We start from the raw sequence: 24,556 nt of genomic DNA, 5'->3' as shown, positions 1-24,556 counted from the left end.
CTCTAGTTCCCAGTCCCTAATCTTCTTCAATTACCGCACTACGATCAAGTAATAGCAAATTACGCAGTTGGTCTGTATCCATTTCAGTTAACCACTCTTCACCTGCACCTACTACTTGTTCGGCTAGTTGTTTTTTACTTTCAATCATGTCATGAATTTTTTCCTCTAATGTACCAGTGCAAACAAATTTATGCACCTGGACATTCCGAGTTTGTCCAATGCGAAATACTCTATCTGTGGCTTGATTTTCTACGGCAGGATTCCACCATCTGTCAAAGTGGAAGACGTGATTAGCCCTGGTTAAATTTAGTCCCACTCCACCTGCTTTTAAAGACAGAATCATAATTGGCGGACCTTGGGGATCGTGTTGGAAACGGTCAATCATTTCGTCACGTTGTTTTTTACTGGTACCGCCATATAAAAACAAGATTTCTCGCCCTAGTTTTTGTTCTAAATGTGGTTTTAGTAATTTACCCCATTCCGCAAATTGGGTAAAAATTAAAGAGCGTTCTGGGCCAGCATCACCTTCTGCTAAAACTTCGTCTAACATTTCTTCTAGCCGTTGCAGTTTGCCTGAATGATGTTCTGCTAAGGAGTTGGCTTTTAAATACTGGGCTGGGTGATTACAGATTTGTTTGAGTTTGATTAATAACCCTAAAATCATTCCTCGACGTTGCAATCCTTCGGCAGATTCAATTTCTGCTAAAGATGCTTCTACTACTTGTTGGTAAAGTGCCCCTTGTTCGGTAGCTAAACCACAAAATACTGTCATTTCTTGCTTTTCTGGCAAATCTTGAATAATTTCCCGATCTGTTTTCAGGCGACGCAAAATAAACGGTTGCACTAAACCACGCAATTGATTTAAAGAAGCTGTATCACCATATTTTTCAATGGGCATGGCAAACCGTCGCTGGAAAAATTGCCGATTGCCTAAATAACCAGGATTGAGAAAATCCAAAATAGACCACAGTTCTTGTAGTCTATTTTCTACTGGTGTTCCTGTTAAAGCAACACGAAATGTGGCTTCTAATTGTCTCACTGCTTGTGATTGTTTGGCTTCAGAATTTTTCACATTCTGGGCTTCGTCTAACACAATTATTTGCCAAGAAACACCTTGTAATGATTGAATATCTCGATGAATTAGTGAGTAACTAGTAATCACTACATCGTGTTTTGTGGCTGCGGTAACAAATGCCTTACCTTTAGCACGTTTATCACCGTGGTGCTGCAAAACTTTCAAGCTGGGGGCAAATTTTTTAAATTCCCGTTCCCAGTTGCTTAAAACAGAAGTCGGACACACTAACAATGTGGGATTTTCTAGTGCATCCTGTTCTTTGAGGTGGAGGAGGAAAGCAATAAACTCAATGGTTTTGCCCAGTCCCATATCGTCAGCCAGACATGCACCCAAACCCCATTGTTCCAAAAAAGACAGCCAAGCTGCACCTCGTTCTTGATAAGGACGTAATTGTCCTTGAAAACTGGCGGGTGTGGGTAGAGGGGCGATCGCCTGGTTATTTGATAGGGCCCCAATCAACTCTTGTAAGGCCCCAGATGCCTCAAAACTAACTACAGGTAACTTTTCAATCACCTGGGTATCTCCCGTACTCAGACGTAAAGCGTCTTCTAAAGACAATGCCATTTGGTCTTTGCGAGAGGTAAAAAATGATTGTGCTGTTTTAATATCTGGCGATCGCAACTCTACCCACTCACCGTTAATTTCCACTAGTGGGCTATTCAAAGCCACAAGTTTATTAAACTCAGTTTTAGAAATAGTCTGCCCACCAATGGCCAATTCCCATTGAAAATTCAACAGACTTTGTAAACCCAAACGTCCTGACTTTTTCTTTTGGGTTTCAGCGCTAATTTTCAAACCTAAGCGATTCGCCCATCCTTCACGGTTCGCCAAACTCGGAGGTAAAATTACCCCCAAACCACTATCTTCCATCCGCCAAGCCACAGCCTTGATGAACTCATAAGCTTGTAATGGATTGAGATGGCAAAATTGTGGATATTCTGTTTCCAAACTAGGAGCCAGAACTGGATACAATCGAGAAGCTAAACCCAATCCCCGCAATAACGTTTCTTGTGGTTGCTCAATGGTGCGATTTTGATAAACTAATTGCTCCACAGGATTTTGCCAAATTGTGGCTGCATCTACTAAAAACTGGGGATCATCTGCGGCCTGGAGAAAATACGCCAAGATCCAATCGGTTTCTTCCGACTCGGGAGGCCGCAGTTGAAAAGTGGTGCGAAATAATGTCTTCCCTGTTAGTTGGTATTGCAAAGGCATAGTCCAAGCTTTCAGCGCCCCTTCCAGCCGTTCCACTTCCATTGCATCTGCATTAACTGTGTGAGATTCACTCGCTAAACCCTGCAACCACTGTCGCACCCCAACTGGTAAAGATGCCATCATTCTAGGTTCCATTACAGGTTGAGAACCCAACATCTCGCGCACTTGGGCATCTATCAGACTGTTGAGAAATCCCAGCAATAATTCCTGCGGTGATGGAGGTACGTCCACATAAATTAAAGATTGCTCATCCCCACTCCCCCTTTCTTGCTGATAAGTACGACAAGCCAGAGGCATATTCGCAGCAAATTTTTCCAGGCGTGTTCCATCTACAGCACTATCTAACAGGACTTGCCATTTGGCAGCTATGGACTGATCTGATTGTCTGTGGATAGTTGGTAAAAACTTACACCGGGCAATTAAATCCAAACTCCAGCGGGAAACTTGTGACCAAAAGCGTAAATCTCCACCCAAAACAGAATTTTCTGCTTTAGCAGCATTTAATGGCAAAGAAGTCAGAAATTTTATGGCTTCACTGGGGTTGAGACAGAAACCCTCAATTCGCCACGGTTGTAAGTATTGTGGAGCATCTATTTCCGAACCCAAGCTGCCAGAATGTAAGGGAGAAACAGATACTATTTCTGCTGCATTTTGTTCGGCAATATAAGTTGGTAAAGCAATAATTTGGGATTGTGTGGGCAAACTTACTTCATTTGCACTGGCAATTTTACGAGTTCTTTTAGTGGCAGCTACAGCAACTTGGGGTTGTTGTAATGATTTAGCAATTTTTATATTTTGAGTACTTAACCACTCGCTCAACTCTGCGGCTGTCATCGCCAAAGGATGTAGTGGTAACTCCAGTGATTTAGTCAGATCAAAGCTTACTTGGGAAGAACGCCATGTTTCGCCCCAAATAAATAAACAATTATTTTGATTTACTAGTAACCAACTACCGTGTAAAATTGCCATTTGTCAACTATTGATATTTTGTTAAATTAAATAATGAAGTGTCTCTTACTGGGAGTAAATTAATGCCATGAAATTTTATAATGTGACCAATAAATCTAATATTATAAAGCTGATTAATAATGAAATTGCCATTTTATAAAATTCTCAAAAATGGGTTGGCAGTAGAACTAGATTATATGCATCCTCAAGAGCAGGAGGTAGTAAATTCATTACTAAATCTTGTGATTATTGAAGGTAAAACTTATCCCCAAAATCAACCTTTATCTCAGGCAGAATTTGCAACTTACTGGTTGAACCAAGATGCCTTCGTGGTTAGGGCATCGGTTGAGGAAACTACACACCAGCCAAAAGAGGTGCTAGGGGGATTTTATTTAAAACCCAACTTTCCAGGTCGGTGTAGCCATGTTTGCAACGCTGGTTTTATTGTACAACCAGGATTACGCGGTCAGGGTATAGGACGGTTTATGGGCGAGGCGATGCTGGAGATAGCAGCAAACCTAGGCTACGAAGGGGTGATGTTCAATTTGGTCTTTGAAACTAATATACCTTCAATTCAGCTTTGGCAATCGTTAGAATTTAAGATCATTGGGCAAATTCCGCGCGCCGCCAAGCTAGCTGATGGGCAAGTAGTAGACGCGCTGATATTTTATCGCTCTTTGGGTTGAACGACTTGTTCAACTTTGTATGTACTAGAAGTCAGCCTTAGGGCATAAATGTTAGGATTGCCACAGAGAGAGAATAGCGAACATAGAAGGAAAAAAAACTGAATGGCAGAAGTTGATAAGTCAATATCCTTCGATGGTAGGGATATTCGACTGAAAGTAGGCTTACTAGCTCCCCAAGCTGGTGGGTCAGTTTTGATAGAATCAGGGGATACATCCGTTTTGGTGACGGCTACGCGAGCAAAGGGCAGAGAAGGCATTGATTTTCTTCCCTTAACAGTAGATTACGAAGAAAGACTATATGCCGCAGGTAGGATTCCCGGAGGAATCATGCGGAGAGAAGGCCGTCCACCAGAAAAAACAATTCTTACTAGCCGTCTTATAGACCGCCCCATGAGGCCTTTGTTCCCTTCATGGTTGCGAGATGACTTGCAAATTATTGCTTTTACCCTGTCGATGGATGAGTTGGTACCACCTGATGTCCTAGCTGTGACTGGTGCTTCCATTGCCACCCTCATGGCCCAAATTCCTTTCAATGGGCCAATGGCAGCCGTGAGAGTAGGTTTAGTGGGAGATGATTTCATTATTAACCCCACCTATGCAGAAACCGAAAACGGTGATTTAGACCTGATAGTAGCCGGTTCACCCCACGGTGTAATCATGGTGGAAGCAGGTGCCAATCAGTTGCCAGAGCAAGATATTATTGAAGCAATTGACTTTGGTTACGAAGCAGTGCGAGATTTAATTCAAGCGCAGCTAGATTTATTAGCAGAATTGGGTCTGCAAGTAGTGCAAGAAGCACCACCAGAGGAAGACCCAACGCTACAGAATTATATCCGCGATCGCGCCAGCGATGAGATTAAGAAAATTCTGTCTCAATTTGAATACAGCAAAGCCGAACGCGATACTGCTTTGGATGCTGTTAAAGAACAAATTTCTCTGGCGATCGCCGAATTACCAGAAGAAGATCAAGTCCGTACTGCTGCAACTGCAAACAGTAAGGCACTTGGTAATACTTTTAAAGACATTACTAAGCACTTCATGCGCCGTCAAATCGTTGACGACAATGTGCGTGTTGATGGTCGCAAACTAGATGAAGTGCGCCCTGTTTCTTGTCAAGTTGGTGTTTTACCTAAACGCGTTCATGGCAGTGGTTTATTTAACCGGGGACTAACCCAAGTTTTATCCGCTTGCACCCTGGGAACTCCCGGAGATGCTCAAAACCTCAACGATGACCTGCAAACAGACCAATCTAAACGCTATCTGCATCACTACAACTTCCCTCCTTTCTCTGTTGGAGAAACCAAACCTATGCGTTTCCCAGGAAGACGCGAAATTGGTCATGGTGCTTTAGCAGAGAGGGCGCTAATCCCTGTGCTACCGCCAAAAGAACAATTCCCTTATGTGATTCGGGTCGTCTCCGAAGTGCTTTCTTCCAATGGTTCCACTTCTATGGGTTCGGTGTGCGGTTCCACCCTTTCGTTAATGGATGCCGGTGTACCCATTCTGAAACCCGTTAGTGGTGCAGCAATGGGTTTGATTAAAGAAGGCGATGAAGTGCGAGTGCTGACAGATATTCAGGGGATTGAAGACTTCTTAGGCGACATGGATTTCAAAGTTGCGGGGACAGACACTGGTATTACTGCCCTGCAAATGGATATGAAAATCTCAGGGTTGTCTTTGGATGTCATCGCCCAAGCTATTCACCAAGCTAAATCAGCCAGGTTGCACATTCTGGAGAAAATGCTTCAGACCATCGAACAACCACGCATAGAAACTTCACCCTATGCTCCACGTCTGCTCACAATCAAGATTGATTCAGACATGATTGGTCTAGTCATTGGGCCTGGAGGCAAAACCATTAAGGGAATCACTGAAGAAACTGGTGCGAAAGTTGACATCGAAGACGATGGGACTGTAACAATTTCGGCGTTGGATGAAAGCAAGGCCAAGAAAGCCCGCAACATCATTCAGGGTATGACTCGCAAACTACATGAAGGTGATGTTTATGTAGGACGTGTGACGCGAATAATCCCAATTGGTGCATTTGTGGAATTTTTGCCTGGGAAAGAAGGCATGATCCACATTTCTCAACTAGCTGACTACCGGGTTGGCAAAGTAGAGGATGAAGTAGCCGTGGGAGATGAAGTTATTGTCAAGGTGCGAGAAATTGACAATAAAGGACGAATTAATCTCACACGTTTGGGTATTCATCCCGATCAGGCGACTGCGGCGCGAGAAGCAGCGGCTGTGAATCGATAAATCGATTGGGGATTTTAGATTTTTTATCTAAAATCCGCTTCGGTCTTAATTAAAAAATGACTAAAGTCGCGGCTATTGAGGAACTGTTAAACTGAGGAACATAAGTATAATCTCGGATTATTACTAAATTTATGGAACCAGTAACCTTAACAGCCGTAGCAACTGCGATCGCTACAATAGTTTTAACTAAAGCCTTAGAAAAAACAGGCGAAAAGCTAGGGGAAGCTGCATTAACAGAAAGTCAGAAGTTAGTTAAACAGCTACGCGATAAAAATAAACTCACCTGGTTAGCAGAGAAAAACCCCCAGCCACCGCTAGATTACGGTCAAGCGGTATTGGAATTGAAAGCAGTAGCCGATACAGACACAGAAATTGCCGAATCAGTGCGGGATGTAGAAGCAGCTGCTAACGCTGACCCCCAAGTAGCACCAAAAGTCCAAAAGTTAGCAGATGACATTAACTCACAACCATCAAGTGTCATCAATTCCACCAAGTTAGCTGAATCGATTAAAAACGTCTTTCAGGGAAATACTTTTAGTGGGACTAATATCTTTTGACTACAGTCGCCCCAAGACAAAGGGGTCAAGTCAAAAGATATACCGCAAAATTTACCCCTGAGTGGTGTGGTGAAATTTGTGGGACGTGATGAAGAACTACAAAAACTCCACCAACTTTTGCAGGAAAATAACCAAGTCGCCATTGCAGCAATTGCGGGAATGGGTGGACTGGGTAAAACAGAACTCGCCTTGCAATATGCCAGGAATCAGCACGAAGTCTACAAAGGTGGAATTTGCTGGTTACAGGCGAAAGCCGAGGATGTGGGCGTTCAAGTGGTAGAGTTTGCCAGAACTCACGTTGATTTAAACCCACCAGAAGAGTTTGATTTATCTGCACAAGTACAATACTGCTGGCGGAATTGGCGTGAGGGTGATGTGCTGTTAGTGGTGGATGATGTCACAGATTATCAGCAAGTCAAACCTTATCTACAGGGCGTATCTTGCAGATTTAAAGTATTGATGACTACGCGCCAAAAGTTGGGTGCAGCCATCAAGCAATTACCTTTAGATGTATTACAACCAGATGCAGCGTTGGAGTTGTTGCGGTCTTTGCTGACAGAAACACCAGAGCGAATTGAAAGAGAATTAGATATAGCAAATCAATTGTGCGAATGGCTGGGGTATTTGCCTTTGGGTTTAGAGTTGGTGGGGCGATATTTGGCGAAAAAACAAGATTTGTCCCTATCGAAAATGATGGGGCGATTAAAGGAAAAGCGACTAGAACAACCTGCAACTGTCAACCCAGAAGCAGATATGACAGCACAACGGGGAATAAAAGCCGCCTTTGAGTTGAGTTGGCAGGAATTAGCAGAAGAGGATAAGCAATTAGGCTATTTACTCAGTTTATTTGCATCTGCACCCATACCCTGGAACTTAGTAAAACAGTGCTTATCGGAGAAAGATGAGGATGAATTAGAGGAAATTCGAGACGATAAGTTAGTGAATCTGCATTTACTCCAGCGCAAAGGTGAGGAAATTTATCAACTACATCCACTGCTGCGGGAATTTTTCCAATATAAGCTTACAGGTTTAGAACAGGCAGAGGAAATTAGGCGATCGCTTTGTCAGGTAATGGTAGCAGTTGCTAAACAAATTCCTCAGACTCCTACCCTTGAGGAAATTAACGTTGTTTCTCTTGCCATACCTCATCTAGCTGAAGTAGCAGATCATCTCATTCAATACGTCAGTGATGAAAATTTGATTTGGCCTTTCGTCGGCTTGGGCAGTTTCTATGAAGGACAAGGCTTGTATACTCTAGCCGAACCTTGGACACAAAAGTGTTTATCAACCGCAAAAGACCGCTTGGGAGAAAATCATCCCGATGTCGCCAGCAGCCTCAACAACTTGGCATTACTCTACAAATCCCAAGGAAGGTACGACCAAGCCGAACCCCTGTTAGTCCAAGCTTTAGAACTCGATAAACGCCTGCTGGGAGAAAATCATCCCGATGTCGCCAGCAGCCTCAACAACTTGGCAGAACTCTACCGCACCCAAGGAAAGTACGACCAAGCCACACCCTTGAATCTCCAAGCGTTAGAACTCGATAAACGCCTGCTGGGAAACAATCATACCGATGTCGCCACCAGCCTTAACAACTTGGCATTACTCTACCACACCCAAGGAAAGTACGACCAAGCCACACCCCTGTTTCTCCAAGCGTTAGAACTATATAAACGCCTGCTGGGAAACAATCATCCCTCAGTCGCCACCAGCCTCAACAACTTGGCAGAACTCTACCGCACCCAAGGAAAGTACGACCAAGCCACACCCCTGTATATCCAAGCGTTAGAACTATATAAACGCCTGCTAGGAGAAAATCATCCCCATGTCGCCACCAGCCTCAACAACTTGGCATTACTCTACTATTACCAAGGAAAGTACGACCAAGCCGCACCCCTGTTTCTCCAAGCTTTAGAACTCAGACAACGCCTGCTGGGAGACAATCATCCCTCAGTCGCCACCAGCCTCAACAACTTGGCAGAACTCTACCGCACCCAAGGAAAGTACGACCAAGCCACACCCCTGTTTCTCCAAGCTTTAGAACTCAGACAACGCCTGTTGGGAGACAATCATCCCCATATCGCCCAAAGCCTCAACAACTTGGCTAAACTCTACTATTCTCAAGGACGGTATGACCAAGCCGAACCCCTGTATCTCCAAGCTTTGAATATTTTCGAGCAAAGTTTAGGAGGGAATCATCCTAATACTGTGAGAGTGCGTGAGAATTTAGCCAATTTGCGTGATTCTCTCAACTCACAACAGTAAAAATTTATCAATCACAGTCATCTTTGAGGTACGGTTATCTACAACAGAAATCCCCCCTAAGCTTGCTGCGTAACCAATATAAGACACGTTAAATTAAAGATGTAGCGAAAGATGAAGATTAAAATTCACTGACTTGTTACAGACTGGCATTATTGCAGCAAACATAAAAGTATTACCAGTTTTGTCAGCAATCATAAACAATATCACTTTTTCAGTGCCTGTGTTATGCGTAAAAAACTACAACAAACCATCAAACCCCTTTTCAAAATTTTCTTTGTCTTCAGCTTAGTGTTAACTTTGGCACTGAGTCATGCTGATGGCGCGCTAGCGGCCCGTAGTGGTGGTCGCATTGGTGGCGGTGGAGGTTTTAGAGCGCCTTCTAGCCGCACCTACACACCTCGTACCTACGCACCTCGTGGTGGTGGTGGATATTATCCTGGTGGTGGTGGATATTATCCTGGTGGTGGTGGCTTTGGTTTTCCATTCTTGATTCCCTTCTGGGGTATTGGCGGAGGATTTGGTGGCTTATTTTCCATCTTAATTTTCTTTGCGATCGCCAACTTCCTAGTGCAAACCTTCCGTCGTGTTAACAATGGCGAAGGAGAAGAAATAGGCTATAGCAGCAACCCTGCTGTGTCTGTGACTCGTTTGCAAGTAGGTTTATTAGCCCAAGCTCGTGATTTGCAACCCGAACTCAACAAAATAGCTGAAACTGCTGACACTAACTCTCCAGAAGGCAGAGCCGAAGTTTTACAAGAAGTTAGTCTAGCTTTGCTTCGTCATCCAGAATATTGGGTATATGCGGGTGGTGGCACGCAACAAGCCAAATTGAATTCAGCTGAATCTCAGTTTAATCGTTTGTCTTTAGCAGAACGCAGCAAATTTAGCGAAGAAACTTTGTCTAATGTCAACAACCAGCTCAAAGCAGCCCTCAGCAAAGATGCTTTAACTGCGGCTGATGAAATAGACAATCCAACTAATCTGATTAGTCAAGGCCCCGGAGAATACATTATTGTCACTCTGTTAGCAGCGACATTGGGTAAATTTGAAATTCCCCAAATCAACAGCGCTGATGACTTACGTCAAGCCTTACGACAAATTGGTGGTATGTCCGGTGAACAACTTTTAGCAATTGAAGTGCTTTGGACTCCCCAAGCGGAAGGCGATACTTTAACCTCTGATGATGTGTTGGCAGAGTATGCTGATTTAAAGCTGGTTTAAGAAGTGTGGACAATTCAAGTCCTTTGTGTTTCCACAGTTCAAAGACAATCCCATTAACGGTTATAAGGCAGTTGCTACGGAACGCCACTTGCCTCAAGTCGGTAAAACCGCCAAAAGCAGTGGATGGGGAAACCCACGCCAGTTTAGTCAACTGGCTCCGCCACGCACTGCCTGATTAAATTGCCGAAAATTGCAGCTAAACTATGCATCATGTTTCTATACGCACTGCGAATATTCATCAGGCCATCGCCTTTTATGAACAGTTAGGGTTTACAATGTGTGAACGCTTCACCACAGGCTATACCCTGGCTTGCTGGATGGAAGGATTGAGCGGTAGAATTGAATTAATCCAAATTCCAGAACCCAAACCAGCCCCGGATGCTTTTGCAGATGAACATTATGTGGGGTATTATCATCTGTCTTTTGATTTAACTGACATCACATCAGACTTGCCTAGTTGGTTGACAAGTTTACAAGCACAGATGGCCTCAGTGGCAGACTTACCACCCTTAAAGATACTTTTAGAACCAACACAACAGCAAATAGGCGATCGCATCTGGGAAGTCGCTTTTATTGCTGATACTGATGGTTTACCCTTGGAATTTATTCGCTGTTTGGCTAAACTCGGTTAGTTGTATACTCGTAAATATTAAGTACCAGTGGTCCTAACCGAGATAGCTTTTGAGCGTAACTAGACTAGCTCTTCGATGTTTCGTTGTGCCTCTACAGGTGTTTCACTAAAGACTTTTAAATAGAGCCATCCTGCCACAATAGCACCCAAGATAGGAGCTACCCAAAATAGCCATACTTGGGAAAAAAGTTGTGTCCCAGCAAATGTTGCACACCGAGTGAATAATGGTGAATGGGTAAAGCGGTTTTTTGGCAATTTGCCACCATAATTTTTATTAAGGCTATTGATAACAATGAAGGCGTTATTTACAGGAAATCCCGAAAATTTATACCTTTTTTTAGCCACTAGGCTACAACTACTGGGGAAAATTACTGTATTGTGTTTGTTGCTATGCCTGGGTTTAACCATTGCTAATCCGGCGATCGCGGCTAATTTAGCAGAAGATGTACTGAAATAACCTGCTACAGAAATTAAAATTAGCTTAGGTAATTCTGCTAACGAACTCAAGTTTGAACCTGATCATTTGGAATTTGTCCCAGGTAAACGTTATTTACTGCGCCTGAATAATCCCAGCCAATTGAAGCATTATTTCACGGCCAAAGATTTTGCTGATGGCATCTGGACACAAAAAGTCCAAGCTGGCAAAGTAGAAGTCAAAGGTGCCATTCACGAACTAGAACTCAAGCCAGGTGCAGAAGCAGAATGGGTGTTTGTGCCGATGAAACAAGGAAATTACAACTTGCACTGTTCTATACCTGGTCATACGGAAGCCGGAATGAAGGGTGAAATTGCGATCGCAAACTAGGGAAACTTCCTAGCCCCTAGCCTCTAGTCCCCCACAGACAAAGGATGTGGCAAAAATAAGTTAACGTAAATATAAGAAAAAATACTGCGACCATAGCAGTAACGCGCCAGTAATTATTAATTCCCCATGAACATTCTCAGTAACTTGCTTGCTCAAAAAACTCAGCCGAAACCTGCAAAAAAACAGCGCCGAGGGATTGAAATTAAATCGCCGCGAGAAATTGAAATTATGCGGCAGTCAGCAAAAATTGTGGCTACTGTTCTTAAAGAAATTTCTGAGATGGTTAAGCCTGGAATGACCACGGCTGACTTGGATGCTTATGCCGAAAAACGTATCCGCGAAATGGATGCTACACCAAGTTTTAAGGGATATCACGGCTTTAAAGGTTCTATTTGCGCCAGTATTAATAATGAAGTAGTGCATGGTATCCCAAATCCTAAGAAAGTAATTCGGACTGGGGATGTCTTAAAAGTAGATACGGGCGCTTTTTATCAAGGTTTTCACGGTGATTCCTGCATTACTATTGCCGTGGGTGAAGTGACTCCAGATGCGGCTAAACTAATTCGTGTAGCGGAAGAATCTCTTTTTAAAGGGATTGAACAAGTCAAAGCAGGTGCTTACCTACTTGACCTCGCAGGGGCAATAGAAGACCATGTGAAAGCTCATGGTTTTAGTGTAGTAGAAGAATTTACCGGACATGGTGTTGGTCGGAATTTACACGAAGAACCTTCAGTTTTCAACTTTCGTACGCGCGAAATGCCAAATGTCAAACTACGTGCGGGGATGACTTTAGCTATTGAACCAATTTTAAATGCAGGTTCTAAGCACACAAAAATATTATCTGACCGATGGACAGCGGTAACTGTAGATAATTCACTATCAGCACAGTTTGAGCATACAGTTTTGGTAACGGAAACTGGTTACGAAATTTTGACAGACCGCACGAAAGTTTAATTATGAAATGGGAAACTCCCGCTATTGTCAGTTTAGTGGGAGTAGTTCATTAATCGAATGCACTAGATGAAGTTTTATGACTCAAGCCATACCCAAGCCTAAACTAGTAACCTACGCAGAGTTTTTGGAGTGGAAGCCTGAAGGTAAACAATATGAATTACATGATGGGGTAATTTTTGAGATGCCACAACCATCAGGAAAACATGAAGATATTGGAGGATTTTTAACACTAGAAGTATCTGCGGAGATTAAACGGCTAAATCTTCCCTATACTATCCCTAAACAAGCATTGGTCAAACCACCTGAAAGCGAATCAGCTTATTTACCGGATGTTTTGATATTGAACCGTGCTAACTTGGCCAATGAACCTTTATGGAAAAAACAATCAACTATTACTCAAGGTGTATCTGTACCGTTGGTGATTGAAGTAGTAAGTACTAACTGGCGAGATGATTATTACAAGAAGTTAGCCGACTACGAAGAAATGGGGATTCCGGAATATTGGGTGGTGGACTACCTAGCTTTAGGGGGACGGAAATTTATCGGTAACCCTAAACAACCCACTGTTTCTGTTTACCAACTGGTTGAAGGTGAGTATCAAGTTAGCCAGTTCAGAGGTAGCGATAAAATTGAATCGTTAGCATTTCCAGGTTTAAATTTGACGGCGGAACAAATTTTGCAGGTGGACAGTAATTAGTAATTATTAATTGTCATTATTAGTTTACTTAATAGCTGCATAATTACTTTTATAAATAGGCATAATTTCTTGAGCTTGTTGATACACAGATGTACTTTGAGGAATACTTTCTAATAATTTGATGGCTGCTTGCCATTTATTTTTTGCTTGCTGTAAAGCTAAAACAGATTGAGGCGAGTTTTTCACAAAGAAAGTAGCTTCTGTGTCTAACTTTTGAGCATTTCTTAATTTTTCTCCGGCTTTTTTTTCATTTAATGCTCTTTCATTAATAGCAATCCGGTTTAAACGATAGCGCACTAATCTATCTGCTGCAGGAGGATAAACTGATGTTCCTTCGGGAATATTTACTAACAAGTCTATTGCTTGTTGCCATTTGCTTTCTGCTTGCTGCCAAACTTCAAGGGGGAGTGGGGGATTTTGTACTAAAGCAGAGGCTTCTAATCCTAGATTGAGTGCAGAATTAAAATTGGTAGATGCAATTGCTTCTTGATTAGAATTCTTAACTGTTTTTTGCATATATGATATTTGGTTTTTCATCATCCAACTACCAAAACTTAAAATTACTAAACTTGAAGCAATGATAAAAGTCGAATGGAATTTTTTTTGTGAGGCAATCTTGGGTACTACATTATTTTGTTCATGATTAATAACTGGTTTTTGCTCAGTTTTTTGGTCAACCTTTTTCAGTGATTGTTCTGCCTGCTTTGTTAAAGCGTTAATTTTGATAATTAAAGGATCAATTTCTTGCTGTAATAATTCACAGTCATTTAAAATATCTGTTAATTCATGAAATTTACCATCACTAGAGATAATCAATTCTTGGTCATCATCTAACCATTCTAAGGTAAAGCCAGAATTACCACAAAAAGATGATATACCTATAAGTATATTTAATAAACTACGACTATTTTTAATAGTAGTGATGACATGAGTTATTCTTTGCTGTACTTGTAATATCTCTTGATGAATATTGCTGATTTGTTGAATTTGTTGCTGTAATATTTTAGGCTTTGTAAAAGCTAAGTTAATTTTGAGGCTTTCGTGAATATTTTTAATTTGTGTAGGTAAGCTGAAATGATTAATATCCGCATTTAGTTGATTTACTAACTGAGTATCACTTAAAATGTCTGCGGAAATTACCTGAATAAAATCACCCCATTCAATCCAACCATCAATTTTGGCTTGTAAGTCACTAATTGATATTTCTTTTTCTGGCTTGCCAAATTTTGCTGTAATATATCTTGTCGTGGCATTAATCTTTGTATCTCCTAAATCAATATTAGAAAAAAACAAAGTGGCTACTGTACCCAGACGTGGAAGGGTCGCAACAGAGTTATTTTTAAGTTTTATGAGTTTAAGTTCTTGAGCAATAATTTGTTGAATATTATGTAGTTCATTTTGAATATTATTAACTAAAACAACTTGTTGCATGATTTCATGAGAAGTACCAAGATTCAGCTTGAGGCTAGAAACGAGTTTTGGCAGTTCATGAAGATTTTTGTCTAAATCAGTCATAAATATCCCGTGGGGATTTGTCAAAAGTTTATGTGAAACAATTAAAATGACTATGCAGCGAGTTGATAACTTGAGTAAAAGTTTAAATCTCGCCTATTAAATCTCAACTTCCTGATTGATTGACAATTTTCAGGATCTACTAAGGTTCATAATGCCCGAAAATTTCAATAAAGTAACAACTGCCGTTTAAAAATTTCAGCAGCAGACACAATCACCATCAACTAACCTATGAATAAAATTGATTTAGCTTTTACCCCAGCATTAGAGTTGGCGCGCCTAATTCGTCATCGGGAAGTGTCGCCGCTAGAGTTGGTGGAATTATATTTAGAACGAATTCAATTGCTGAATCCCCAATTGGGAAGTTATTTTACGGTAACAGCAGACTTAGCGATCGCAGATGCTAAAGCCAAAACCGAAACACTCTCCACTACCTCAGAATTACCACCCTTTTTTGGTGTACCGATTTCCATTAAAGACCTGAATGCTGTAGCAGGTGTACCCTGTACCTACGGCAATCCAGCATTAATGCAAAATATCTCTAACTATGACGATGGGGTAGTAACTAGAATTAAACAAGCCGGATTTATTATTCTGGGTAAAACCGCCACCTCAGAAATTGGTTCCTTTCCTTACTCTGAACCTACGGGATTTCCCCCAGCTAGAAATCCTTGGAATTTGGAATACACCCCAGGCGGTTCTAGTGGTGGTGCAGCATCATCTGTAGCCGCTGGATTATGTGCGATCGCTCAAGGTTCTGATGGTGGGGGTTCAGTGCGGGGGCCTGCGGCTTGCTGTGGTTTAGTGGGGATCAAACCCTCCAGAGGTAGAGTTACTCATGCACCGGTAGGCGATCGCGTGGCGGGGATTGCGACTAATGGGCCCATCGGACGGACTGTAGCAGATGCGGCGGCTTTATTAGATGTTATGTCTGGCTACGTTACAGGTGATCCTTACTGGTTACCCGATCCAGAACCATCATTTCTCGCTGCTACTCAAGAAAAACTCGGTAATTTGCGAATTGCCTTTAGTACGAATATTCCTCCCTTAGGAGAAGCTGACGCTAATTGTCAGCAAGGCGTATTACAAACAGTCAAATTATTAGAACAATTTGGGCACACAGTTGAAGAGAAATGCCCAGATTTCAGCGGTTTAGTAGAACCATTTCAAGTCGTTTGGCAAGCTGGGGTAGCAGCATCAGGCATTCCGGCGGAAGCATTACAGCCAGTAAATCGTTTCTTGTTGGCACGTACAGGTTCCGTGGGAGAGTATTTACAAGCAATTTCCCAAATGCAAATAGTAGCTAGACAAATTGTGGCATTTTTCGATACCGTAGATGTGCTGGTATTGCCAGTTTATCTGCATTCACCCATCCGTGTGGGAGAATGGGCCAATTTAAGTCCAGAAGAGACATTCGCTAAAATTATGCGTTGGGTAGCACCTTGTCCTGGTGCTAACGCTACTGGACAACCTGCGATCGCCCTTCCTGTAGGCTTTGATAGTAATGGTTTACCCATAAGTGTGCAACTAATTGGCAAACCCGCCGCCGAAGCCACGTTAATCAGCCTCGCAGCACAAATCGAAGCAGCTAATCCTTGGATTCAACATCGGCCGGCGTTGTAAGACACAGGGAGTGGGGATTGGGGGAATTGCGGAGTGGGATTTTTGATGCAACCATCTTTAGAACAGCTCTCACAAATTATTGTCTTTGCCGGTTTAGAAACAGCAGACAAGGTAAAATTGCAACCTTACGCCCAGGTGCAAAAATACAGTAAAGGAGAGATTGTCCTGCATGAAGGCGATCGCCTACCAGCAAAGTTATATGCTGTTGTTAGTGGCTCAATTCAAGTTACCAAAATAGCCACCACAGGGAAAGAAACCATTTTACGGGGACTAACTGCTGGGGAAATTTTCGCTGCGCCTGCACTTTTAGGCAATGGTATTTCACCTGCAACCGTGACTGCTGAATTTGATTGTGAAATTCTCACCGTCCAACGTGACGCTTTACTGCAAGCAATTCAAAATCAACCAGAAATTGCTTTACGGATGTTGATAGTTTTTAACACTCGGATTCAGCAATTACATGAAACAGTACACGGATTAGTTTCGGAAAGAGCAATTGTGCGCCTGGCTAGATTAATCCAATATTTTGCTACCACATTAGGAACCGAAATTAGTGACCAAGGTAAGACTTTAAAAGTTAAATTATCTTACTATCGCATGGCTCGGAGTATTGGCATTACTTATGAAGAATGTGTGCGGTTAATTAAAACTTTAAAGTCAGTAGTCGTCTATAGTAGGGGTGGCAAAATTATGATATTAGATAGTGACAAATTAGAGGCGATCGCTTCTGGAAATCTCGATTTATCTAGGACTCACTCAGAACCTCTCCCCAACCCCTCTCCGACGCGGAAAGGGGCTTAAATATGCTTAATTACCAGGGAGTATTAATAATTATCAATTTGATGATACGGACTCTTTTGCCACTGCTTCACTTGTTTGTGAACCGGGAAAAAATACCTTGGTAATCCAGTAGGTGATAACGTGAGATAGTAAACCTAAAGGTCCAGCAAACAAACATAGGGCAATAGAATGAATTGTCCAGATACCTGTTTTTTGTCCTTCCCAATATATCCAACGACCAACGAATAAATCCATCACGAGAAAATGAATCCAACCTGTAGCAGCAGCTGTTTCATCTGCAAAAAATCTGGCAATATCTGCTAATTGAGGATTAGATAAAGCTTGGGCATTTTCTGGTGTAATACTGCTGACAAATAAATACAAATATGCGCCAGCCAAGATCACAAAAGGCAAATATGATTCCATTACCCGCCGTGTCACTTTCCAATTAGGCAGGAAAATCATTAATAACCAAAAGGGTACAACAAAAATGTTGGCAATGTTAAATAGTTGAGTAATTGTCATAGATTTGGGGAGAAAAAACAAATTATAAAGCTACTAGTTGTAATTCGATTTCTGAAGATTTCAAATCACGGCCAATGAAAACCAAGCTAGTTTTTCTGGCTTCTTGTGGTTGCCAAGGACGATCATAAAATTTATCAAATCGGGTGCCTACACCTTGCATCACTAAACGCATAGGTTTATTTGGCACAGCTACAAAGCCTTTAATGCGGTAAATTTCTTGTTGATTCGCCAGTGTTTGCAATGTTTGTTGCAGTTTTTCTGGATCAAAGGCGCGATCTAAAACTACATGAGTTGAGGTAATTTCTTCATCGTGTTCGTGGTCTTCTTCAGTATCATGATGACTGGGGCGACTATCTAAATCATCTTCAACTGCGGCTTGAAATCCTAATAAAATAGATGCATCGAGTTTACCGCGATCGCTCTCCACAATCTTCACTACTCTGGGTAACTCTTGTTTAATTAATTCCTCGACTTGCGTTTTTGTTGCCGCATCTACTAAATCAGTTTTATTCAATACCACCAAGTCTGCACAAGCAAGTTGGTCTGCAAATAGTTCTTGCAATGGTGTTTCATGTTCTAGGCTATCATCTGCCTGCCGTTGTGCGGCGATCGCCTCTGGATCGCTGGCGAATGTTCCCTGGGCTACGGCTGCACAATCAACTACGGTAATCACCGCATCTACTGTGGCGGCGGCGCGAATTTCTTGCCAGCGAAAAGCTTTCACTAGGGGTTTTGGTAAAGCCAACCCAGAAGTTTCAATTAAAATGCAGTCAATACTATCCCGACGCTTGATTAACTCTTGCATGGTGGGATAAAACTCTTCCTGTACGGTGCAACATAAGCAGCCGTTGGTTAATTCAAAAATGTTACTGGTATCATCGCCATCTTCGGGGCAAATCTGACAGGATTTCAATAACTCCCCATCTATACCGAGTTCGCCAAATTCGTTGACTAAAACAGCAATCCGCCGTCCTTGGTTGTTTTGTAGCAAGTGGCGAATTAAGCTGGTTTTACCACTGCCTAAGAAGCCTGTAATTACTGTGACAGGAATTTTTGTAGCCATTGTTTAATCAGAGTTTTGCCTAGAGATCATAATTTACATCTCTTTGCATTTTGACTGATTGCGGCAGATCTGGGAAATCAGGATACCAAAACAGCATCAGGGGCAACTTCCCCGCGATCGCCTGTTTAACTTCAGATGACCCCAAGGCAGTTGCCCCAAGTATTTACAAAAATTGATTGACCAAAATTTACTCAGCAGTAGCTAGTTCGGTGCTACCACGGGCGCGACGACGTGTGAGGCTGTTGAATAGCATCACACCGATGGCTTTGATTAAATTGCCTTCTAATTCCTGGAACATTTTCATGTTCATGCCAAAAGCCGAGTTGGCTTCATCCACAATGCGATCGCCCGTGGCTTCATCAATGGGTAGTTCATCCAAAGTCTGGCGGTATTTGGCTTTGAATGCCTTCTCGTCGGTAATATCTGCAAATTCATAAAAGGCTGTACCTTGCCCTTCAGAAAGGTTCATTGCTGTGACGGCAATGTTTTTGAGGATTTGTCCTCCAGATAAATCACCCAAATAGCGAGTATAAGAATGGGCAATCAATAATTCCGGTTCGGTTTGCGAGATTTCGCGGATGCGTTGCACATAAGCTTCACCCGCTGGCGATAGTTTGATTTGTTCGCGCCAGTTAGCACCAAAATAGTAACTTAAGTCTTGCTCTAGAGTATGCTTGCGGTTAAGCTGGGTAAAGTTAATTTTGCCAATAATTGGATGCTCACGGTGTTTTTCCATCTCCTCTTCCATTGCGGAGTAGATGAAGTAAAAGTTAGCAACTAGCTTCCGGTAAGAATTTTTCTCTACAACTCCTTTTAAAAAGCACTTGACAAAACCTACGTTTTCTGCCATCGTATGGGCTTTTTTCGTGCCTAGACGTAATTTGGTTGCTAAATTGCTGCTCATACTAAATTTCTCAACTTTAAAAGGTTAACTGCCGAAGTCTTGAGTTACGAATGGCTAAAAAATGCCATTAAAAAGTTACATTAAAACTATTTGATGAGAACTTATATTAAAATTTTTTAAGTACGCTGAATTTGTATTTTTGTTACAAGTTCTCCAGGCTCAGTATTATTGGCGGATCTACGTCAGTGATTTAATTAAATTTTGTTCATCCTGAGCTTAGTCAGAGCTTTTTCGTTCATCTTGCCTACTATTGGTGATATTTGCAGTTTTCAACCTGCAATTAAATTACTATGTTGTCACTGATAACTATCGCCGGAAAGAATTAAATTGAAATTTATATAAATCAACAAAAATTACTCGCCCCTAAAATATTTACCACCCACCAGGATTGTTTTATGTAAAATTACTGAAAACAGTTCTAGTAAACTCATAGTCAAAAGAGAAAACAAGTATATATTACAGAAAAACAGTTATCTCAGATGCAATTGCTGAATTAACGTGTACAGTAATATTTTCCAATTTGATTGTGTGGGGAGTGTAAACTTATGGTCTCATTTCTAATTCGGACTCAAAACGAAATTCGAGGCAATTCGGCATCCGAATCTTATAAATCGGGAAAAAGTCTTGATAGCAATTTTGGGCTTAACTTAGCATCACTACCGGCAAATCCCTTGTTTGGCACAGATGGCATTCGGGGACGTGTAGGAGAATTACTGAATGCGCCCTTAGCATTACAAGTGGGATTTTGGGCGGGTATAGTTTTACGAAATCATGCTAGTCACATCGGGCCAGTAATTCTGGGACAGGATTCGAGAAACTCTAGCGATATGCTGGCAATGGCTTTAAGTGCAGGGTTAACAGCCGCCGGGTTAGAGGTTTGGTATTTGGGGTTATGTCCTACTCCTACTGTGGCCTACCTGACTAGCATCACTGATGCTGTAGGTGGAGTCATGATTTCTGCTAGTCATAATCCACCAGAAGACAATGGAATTAAAATTTTTGGGGCGGATGGTGCTAAATTATCGCCAGCATTGCAGGCAGAAATTGAAGCAGGACTACGCGGCCAGACAATTTCTGGTAGTATCAATGTCTGTGGACGACATTACTCCCGTGGGGAATTAATCAGTAATTATGGTGAAGCGTTAAAACAATCTTTGCAAAATCAGGTAAGTCTTCAGGGAATGAAGATTGTTTTGGATGTAGCCTGGGGTGCAGCAGTTGGGTTAGCGCCATCTGTATTTACAGAAATGGGAGCAGAGGTCATTTGTTTACATAATCAAGCCGATGGCGATCGCATCAATGTTGACTGCGGTTCTACACATTTAGATATTTTGCAAGCTACAGTCCGGGAACATGAGGCCGACTTGGGTTTTGCCTTTGATGGCGACGCTGACCGCGTTTTAGCTGTAGATAACACTGGACGGACAGTAGATGGCGATTACATTCTTTATTTGTGGGGACTTCAGTTACAACAACAGCAACAACTACCAGATAACTTAATTGTGTCCACCGTCATGGCCAACTTAGGCTTTGAAAGAGCTTGGCAAACCCAGGGTGGTCAATTAATTCGTACAGCCGTCGGTGACCAATACGTACAAGCCGAAATGCTGCGGACTGGGGGAATGCTGGGTGGTGAACAATCTGGTCATATCCTTTGCCGTCATTACGGAATTACTGGTGATGGCTTGTTAACGGCTTTACATATTGCAGCTTTAGTCAAAGCATCTGGTGTTTCTCTAGGCGAAATGGTAGAGCAAAGCTTTGAGACTTATCCCCAATTATTGCGGAACGTGCGAGTGGTAGATCGCGATCGCCGCTTGAATTGGCAAAATTGTGAACCCTTACAACAAGCGATCGCCCAAGCCGAAACAGCAATGGGTGATGCTGGGAGAATTTTAGTCCGGGCTTCTGGTACAGAACCAGTGATTCGAGTCATGGTAGAAGCCGCTAATGCCGAACTAGCTAACCACTGGACAAATGAATTAGTCTCTCAAGTCCAGCAACATTTAGCACAATAAGGTATTTTGGATTTGGGAGAACCGGATTTGGGATTAATTACCAGTCTCAAATCCCAAATCTATCATTTCATCCTGGAATATGCCGAAAACTAAGCCAAAATCGAAAAATGCCAAAAAACAAAAGAAACAGGAAGTTCCTACTCTTAGTCTCAAAGAACGGTTAGCCCAAAAGCGTAAAGCAGCCCAAGCACGTCAAGAATTTACCACCCTACTGACGGCATCTGGCTTTGCTAGTATCTTCTTTGGCATTATCCTTTTTTTCGTAGGTGGAATTAAAACAGCTGTTCCTGGTGTGTTGGCAATTCTAATATTGTCATTTTCCTACAAATATCCCCGCCAAGCCTTATTCGCTTTCCTCATTTATATGCCCTTTGGGGGTACCATCACCTATTACATCGGTAATAGTCCCGTCCTGCAATTAGCTAAAGATGCTTTTTATATTCCGGCTTTGATTGCTTTTTGGCAATCTTGTCGCCAAAAGAATTTACCTTTAATACCTAACAAAGCGATTAGAACACCACTATTTATTTTATTAGGTCTGTGCCTGTTAACACTCATATTTATCAATGGTGGACAACAGTTTAACCCTCCTCCTCTAAGACCTTTTCAAACACCACCCAATGAAATGCCTATAGGGATGGGTATTCTGGGGCTGAAAGTATTTTTAGGTTATGTACCATTAATTGGTTGTGCTTACTATTTAATTCGTGATAAAAAAGACTTTTTATTTTTATCCCGTCTACAAATTGTCCTCATCCTCACCTGTTGTGTCCTGGGATTTATTCAATACTTGTTACTACTAACGGGAGTATGTGAAGGTACGAGAAATGCCACAGGCAATGACTTATTTCGAGCCACATTAGAAGCCAGGTGTTATTTTGGTGGTTCCCTACTCTATAGCCCTAGCCAGGGAGTAATTCGCCTACCAGGGACATTTGTCGCGCCTTGGCAATGGGCATGGTTTTTGATTTCTAGTACCTTTTTTGCCTTTGCAACAGGGTTCACTGACCCCTCCCTTCTTTGGCGACTGTTAGGTTTAGGTTCTTTAGTATCAGTCTTTATTAATTCAGTGATCTCTGGGCAGAGAATTGCTTTAGCTTTAGTCCCCGTCTGCTTCGTTATTTTGCTACTGCTTACTGGACAAGTTCGTAACCTGCAACGCTTTATTCCCATGGGCGTGGGACTGGCTCTCATGTTGGGAATTGCGATGGTCAGTAACCCAGAAGTTGTACAAGAGCGAACAGATAGTTTTATTAGTCGTTGGGAAGCTTCACCACCAGAAGAGTTTATCGTCCAGCAATTTGAGGAAAACTGGAAAAATGTCGCTAGTCCCATAGGTAGTGGTTTGGGTAGAGCAACTAACTCTGCGCGTGCTTTGGGTTCAACTAAACTGGTGGAAACATACTACCCTAAGGTGCTATGGGAAGTCGGTATTCTGGGAGTACTGGGATTTTTAGGTTTGGTGACCACCCTGACAATTACTGCCTTTAAAACGTATCGTTCCATCAAAAACCGTAATTTCCGCACTTACGGTGCAGCTATGTGGGTGTTTATACTGTTTATTAGCTACAACACTTACTATTATCCTTTAGATGTCGATCCGGTAGCTGTATACTATTGGTTCTTTGCTGGAGTACTGTTTAAATTGCCAGTACTAGAGAAGCAAGAAAATCAAAATGCCGCAACTGGAGAACCAACTAAGAAAAAAACTTTACACTTCAAAGTTTAAGGGATTTTATTTTTATAGCAGGTGAAAACAAATGACAACAGCCGATAATTTTATGATCAACCGCAAATTTATTTTTATATAAAAACACATGAATGATTTGCCTTTGATTTCCGTAATTATCCCCACCTACGGGAGAGAAGAAATACTCAAAGACAGTATTATAGATGTCCTGAATCAGGATTATGGCAACTTTGAAGTTTTGGTAGTAGATCAATCTCCCCACCATCAACCAGAAGTTCAAGCTTATTTAGAAGAAACCACAGCAGCAGGTAAAATTAAATGGTTTCGCCTCGAGTGGGCGAGTTTACCGGGCGCACGTAATTATGGTGTGCGGCGCTCAGTTGGTGAAATAATTTTATTTATTGATGATGAGATGATGATGTCAAATTAACTCCGGAATTTTTAGCAGCCCATGCCAAAAACTATCAACAACATCCTGAGGTGGGGGCGGTGGCTGGAAGGGTATTTGACAGAGGTAAGTTAAGTGATTCTGGCGGAGATTTACAGATTGAATATTTGCCTCCCCAAGCAATGGACCCAGGAATCGCTTGGTATCATATTGATTTAGTTCACACAATCAAACCCCAGCAAGTACTCACAGCCAGGGGTTGCAATATGTCGTTTCGCCGGGAAATTTTTACTAAATATGGACTAAAGTTTGATGAAAGGTTTCGCGGTAGTGCGGTGCGCGAAGAGTCAGACTTTTGTTTACGGCTACGACAGACGGGATATAAGATTTGGTATGACCCAGAGGCTTATTTAATCCATTTAGGGGAAGAAACTGGGGGTTGTCATGATATTAGTATGCGATCGCTCAAGTATCAACTCACCTTCTATCACAATCATTTTTTAATGGCGCTAAAAAACCTCAATCCTATTCAGGCTTTGCGGCTATATGCCCGTTTATTTGATTGTCACGTCCTCGGACGGCCGCCTTGTAATAAAAGTGGTTCACCTATAAAAGTTGCCACTCGTGCTATTTTCTATACTTTGGGTTTTGTCAAAGCTTTAGGTACTATTATTCAATCAATCTGGAATGATGGTCAAATTTATACTCGTTTGGATCAGTCATTAATCAAGAATAACTGA

The 24,556-nt window shown here is 42.0% G+C and carries 19 protein-coding genes and 2 pseudogenes; 15 read left to right on the top strand and 6 right to left on the bottom strand.

Annotation, left to right across the window (positions count from 1 at the left end; all coding sequences use genetic code 11):
• Positions 1 to 16 precede the first annotated feature (16 nt).
• Positions 17 to 3,259 carry a DEAD/DEAH box helicase gene (locus ACM0OT_RS05515; RefSeq protein WP_414563396.1) on the bottom strand — a complete coding sequence of 1,081 codons (3,243 nt, stop codon included), beginning with the start codon at positions 3,257 to 3,259 and terminating at the stop codon, positions 17 to 19.
• A 119-nt stretch (positions 3,260 to 3,378) separates the two neighbouring features.
• Here ACM0OT_RS05515 and ACM0OT_RS05510 point away from each other — a divergent pair, with 119 nt between their 5' ends.
• The 7 genes from ACM0OT_RS05510 (at position 3,379) to ACM0OT_RS05480 (ending at position 10,858) form a co-directional block, all read left to right on the top strand.
• On the top strand, positions 3,379 to 3,924 hold the full coding sequence (locus ACM0OT_RS05510) for an N-acetyltransferase family protein (protein WP_414563395.1): 546 nt from the start codon (positions 3,379 to 3,381) through the stop codon (positions 3,922 to 3,924).
• Positions 3,925 to 4,026: 102 nt separating this feature from the next.
• Positions 4,027 to 6,183, top strand: coding sequence for a polyribonucleotide nucleotidyltransferase (locus ACM0OT_RS05505; protein ID WP_414563394.1), 2,157 nt, complete (start codon positions 4,027 to 4,029; stop codon positions 6,181 to 6,183).
• Between the two features lie 131 nt (positions 6,184 to 6,314).
• A complete protein-coding gene (locus ACM0OT_RS05500) occupies positions 6,315 to 6,740 on the top strand; it encodes a hypothetical protein (protein WP_414563393.1) in 426 nt (141 codons plus the stop codon).
• Between the two features lie 69 nt (positions 6,741 to 6,809).
• Complete coding sequence (locus ACM0OT_RS05495) at positions 6,810 to 9,005, top strand: tetratricopeptide repeat protein (protein ID WP_414563424.1); 2,196 nt, start codon at positions 6,810 to 6,812, stop codon at positions 9,003 to 9,005.
• A gap of 225 nt (positions 9,006 to 9,230) precedes the next feature.
• Complete coding sequence (locus ACM0OT_RS05490; protein WP_414563392.1) at positions 9,231 to 10,226, top strand: DUF1517 domain-containing protein; 996 nt, start codon at positions 9,231 to 9,233, stop codon at positions 10,224 to 10,226.
• Between the two features lie 25 nt (positions 10,227 to 10,251).
• Positions 10,252 to 10,401: a hypothetical protein gene (locus ACM0OT_RS05485; RefSeq protein ID WP_414563391.1), complete on the top strand. Its 150-nt coding sequence runs from the start codon at positions 10,252 to 10,254 to the stop codon at positions 10,399 to 10,401.
• 28 nt (positions 10,402 to 10,429) lie between these two features.
• On the top strand, positions 10,430 to 10,858 hold the full coding sequence (locus tag ACM0OT_RS05480) for a VOC family protein (protein ID WP_414563390.1): 429 nt from the start codon (positions 10,430 to 10,432) through the stop codon (positions 10,856 to 10,858).
• 59 nt (positions 10,859 to 10,917) lie between these two features.
• On the opposite strand, the gene ACM0OT_RS05475 is transcribed toward ACM0OT_RS05480, so the two are convergent.
• Positions 10,918 to 11,112 (bottom strand): hypothetical protein, encoded by a 195-nt coding sequence (locus ACM0OT_RS05475; protein ID WP_414563389.1) that lies wholly within the window; start codon positions 11,110 to 11,112, stop codon positions 10,918 to 10,920.
• A 37-nt stretch (positions 11,113 to 11,149) separates the two neighbouring features.
• Between ACM0OT_RS05475 and ACM0OT_RS05470 the strand changes: the two are divergent.
• From ACM0OT_RS05470 to ACM0OT_RS05460, 3 genes and pseudogenes are all read left to right on the top strand, one after another.
• A pseudogene (locus tag ACM0OT_RS05470) lies at positions 11,150 to 11,662 on the top strand (plastocyanin/azurin family copper-binding protein).
• Positions 11,663 to 11,788: 126 nt separating this feature from the next.
• Positions 11,789 to 12,616 carry a type I methionyl aminopeptidase gene (gene map, locus ACM0OT_RS05465; protein ID WP_414563388.1) on the top strand — a complete coding sequence of 276 codons (828 nt, stop codon included), beginning with the start codon at positions 11,789 to 11,791 and terminating at the stop codon, positions 12,614 to 12,616.
• Positions 12,617 to 12,692: 76 nt separating this feature from the next.
• Positions 12,693 to 13,313 (top strand): Uma2 family endonuclease, encoded by a 621-nt coding sequence (locus ACM0OT_RS05460; RefSeq protein WP_414563387.1) that lies wholly within the window; start codon positions 12,693 to 12,695, stop codon positions 13,311 to 13,313.
• Positions 13,314 to 13,337: 24 nt separating this feature from the next.
• On the opposite strand, the gene ACM0OT_RS05455 is transcribed toward ACM0OT_RS05460, so the two are convergent.
• On the bottom strand, positions 13,338 to 14,828 hold the full coding sequence (locus ACM0OT_RS05455; protein WP_414563386.1) for a hypothetical protein: 1,491 nt from the start codon (positions 14,826 to 14,828) through the stop codon (positions 13,338 to 13,340).
• 228 nt (positions 14,829 to 15,056) lie between these two features.
• Between ACM0OT_RS05455 and ACM0OT_RS05450 the strand changes: the two genes are divergently transcribed.
• Together ACM0OT_RS05450 and ACM0OT_RS05445 are read left to right on the top strand one after the other, a co-directional pair.
• On the top strand, positions 15,057 to 16,448 hold the full coding sequence (locus ACM0OT_RS05450; protein ID WP_414563384.1) for an amidase: 1,392 nt from the start codon (positions 15,057 to 15,059) through the stop codon (positions 16,446 to 16,448).
• A gap of 45 nt (positions 16,449 to 16,493) precedes the next feature.
• On the top strand, positions 16,494 to 17,249 hold the full coding sequence (locus tag ACM0OT_RS05445; RefSeq protein ID WP_414563382.1) for a Crp/Fnr family transcriptional regulator: 756 nt from the start codon (positions 16,494 to 16,496) through the stop codon (positions 17,247 to 17,249).
• A gap of 33 nt (positions 17,250 to 17,282) precedes the next feature.
• On the opposite strand, the gene ACM0OT_RS05440 is transcribed toward ACM0OT_RS05445, so the two are convergent.
• The 3 genes from ACM0OT_RS05440 to ACM0OT_RS05430 form a co-directional block, all read right to left on the bottom strand.
• Positions 17,283 to 17,753: an ABA4-like family protein gene (locus ACM0OT_RS05440; protein ID WP_414563380.1), complete on the bottom strand. Its 471-nt coding sequence runs from the start codon at positions 17,751 to 17,753 to the stop codon at positions 17,283 to 17,285.
• A gap of 22 nt (positions 17,754 to 17,775) precedes the next feature.
• A complete protein-coding gene (cobW, locus tag ACM0OT_RS05435; RefSeq protein WP_414563378.1) occupies positions 17,776 to 18,816 on the bottom strand; it encodes a cobalamin biosynthesis protein CobW in 1,041 nt (346 codons plus the stop codon).
• A gap of 187 nt (positions 18,817 to 19,003) precedes the next feature.
• A complete protein-coding gene (locus tag ACM0OT_RS05430; protein WP_414563376.1) occupies positions 19,004 to 19,720 on the bottom strand; it encodes a heme oxygenase (biliverdin-producing) in 717 nt (238 codons plus the stop codon).
• Positions 19,721 to 20,265: 545 nt separating this feature from the next.
• Here ACM0OT_RS05430 and glmM point away from each other — a divergent pair.
• From glmM to hpsN, 3 genes and pseudogenes are all read left to right on the top strand, one after another.
• Entirely contained in the window at positions 20,266 to 21,738 is a 1,473-nt protein-coding gene (glmM, locus tag ACM0OT_RS05425; protein ID WP_414563374.1) for a phosphoglucosamine mutase, read from the top strand.
• 79 nt (positions 21,739 to 21,817) lie between these two features.
• On the top strand, positions 21,818 to 23,467 hold the full coding sequence (gene hpsL, locus ACM0OT_RS05420; RefSeq protein WP_414563372.1) for a hormogonium polysaccharide biosynthesis protein HpsL: 1,650 nt from the start codon (positions 21,818 to 21,820) through the stop codon (positions 23,465 to 23,467).
• A gap of 88 nt (positions 23,468 to 23,555) precedes the next feature.
• Positions 23,556 to 24,556 (top strand): annotated as a pseudogene (gene hpsN / locus ACM0OT_RS05415) (hormogonium polysaccharide biosynthesis glycosyltransferase HpsN).

Origin of the sequence: Anabaena sp. CCY 9613, assembly GCF_963920895.1 — a bacterium.
In the GTDB taxonomy this organism is placed as follows: domain Bacteria; phylum Cyanobacteriota; class Cyanobacteriia; order Cyanobacteriales; family Nostocaceae; genus Cyanocohniella.
The sequence above is the reverse complement of the archived record's forward strand: the minus strand, read 5'-3'. Positions and strand labels throughout refer to the sequence as shown.

What these genes read in the sequence shown, in the direction of transcription:
- map (WP_414563388.1), top strand. Translation starts at nt 11,789, where the DNA reads ATGAACATTCTCAGTAACTTGCTTGCTCAAAAAACTCAGCCGAAACCT.
- ACM0OT_RS05490 (WP_414563392.1), top strand. Translation starts at nt 9,231, where the DNA reads ATGCGTAAAAAACTACAACAAACCATCAAACCCCTTTTCAAAATTTTC.
- ACM0OT_RS05515 (WP_414563396.1), bottom strand. Translation starts at nt 3,259, where the DNA reads ATGGCAATTTTACACGGTAGTTGGTTACTAGTAAATCAAAATAATTGT.
- ACM0OT_RS05430 (WP_414563376.1), bottom strand. Translation starts at nt 19,720, where the DNA reads ATGAGCAGCAATTTAGCAACCAAATTACGTCTAGGCACGAAAAAAGCC.
- cobW (WP_414563378.1), bottom strand. Translation starts at nt 18,816, where the DNA reads ATGGCTACAAAAATTCCTGTCACAGTAATTACAGGCTTCTTAGGCAGT.
- ACM0OT_RS05480 (WP_414563390.1), top strand. Translation starts at nt 10,430, where the DNA reads ATGCATCATGTTTCTATACGCACTGCGAATATTCATCAGGCCATCGCC.
- ACM0OT_RS05455 (WP_414563386.1), bottom strand. Translation starts at nt 14,828, where the DNA reads ATGACTGATTTAGACAAAAATCTTCATGAACTGCCAAAACTCGTTTCT.
- ACM0OT_RS05505 (WP_414563394.1), top strand. Translation starts at nt 4,027, where the DNA reads ATGGCAGAAGTTGATAAGTCAATATCCTTCGATGGTAGGGATATTCGA.
- ACM0OT_RS05450 (WP_414563384.1), top strand. Translation starts at nt 15,057, where the DNA reads ATGAATAAAATTGATTTAGCTTTTACCCCAGCATTAGAGTTGGCGCGC.
- ACM0OT_RS05445 (WP_414563382.1), top strand. Translation starts at nt 16,494, where the DNA reads ATGCAACCATCTTTAGAACAGCTCTCACAAATTATTGTCTTTGCCGGT.
- ACM0OT_RS05440 (WP_414563380.1), bottom strand. Translation starts at nt 17,753, where the DNA reads ATGACAATTACTCAACTATTTAACATTGCCAACATTTTTGTTGTACCC.
- ACM0OT_RS05460 (WP_414563387.1), top strand. Translation starts at nt 12,693, where the DNA reads ATGACTCAAGCCATACCCAAGCCTAAACTAGTAACCTACGCAGAGTTT.
- ACM0OT_RS05510 (WP_414563395.1), top strand. Translation starts at nt 3,379, where the DNA reads ATGAAATTGCCATTTTATAAAATTCTCAAAAATGGGTTGGCAGTAGAA.
- ACM0OT_RS05500 (WP_414563393.1), top strand. Translation starts at nt 6,315, where the DNA reads ATGGAACCAGTAACCTTAACAGCCGTAGCAACTGCGATCGCTACAATA.
- hpsL (WP_414563372.1), top strand. Translation starts at nt 21,818, where the DNA reads ATGCCGAAAACTAAGCCAAAATCGAAAAATGCCAAAAAACAAAAGAAA.
- glmM (WP_414563374.1), top strand. Translation starts at nt 20,266, where the DNA reads ATGGTCTCATTTCTAATTCGGACTCAAAACGAAATTCGAGGCAATTCG.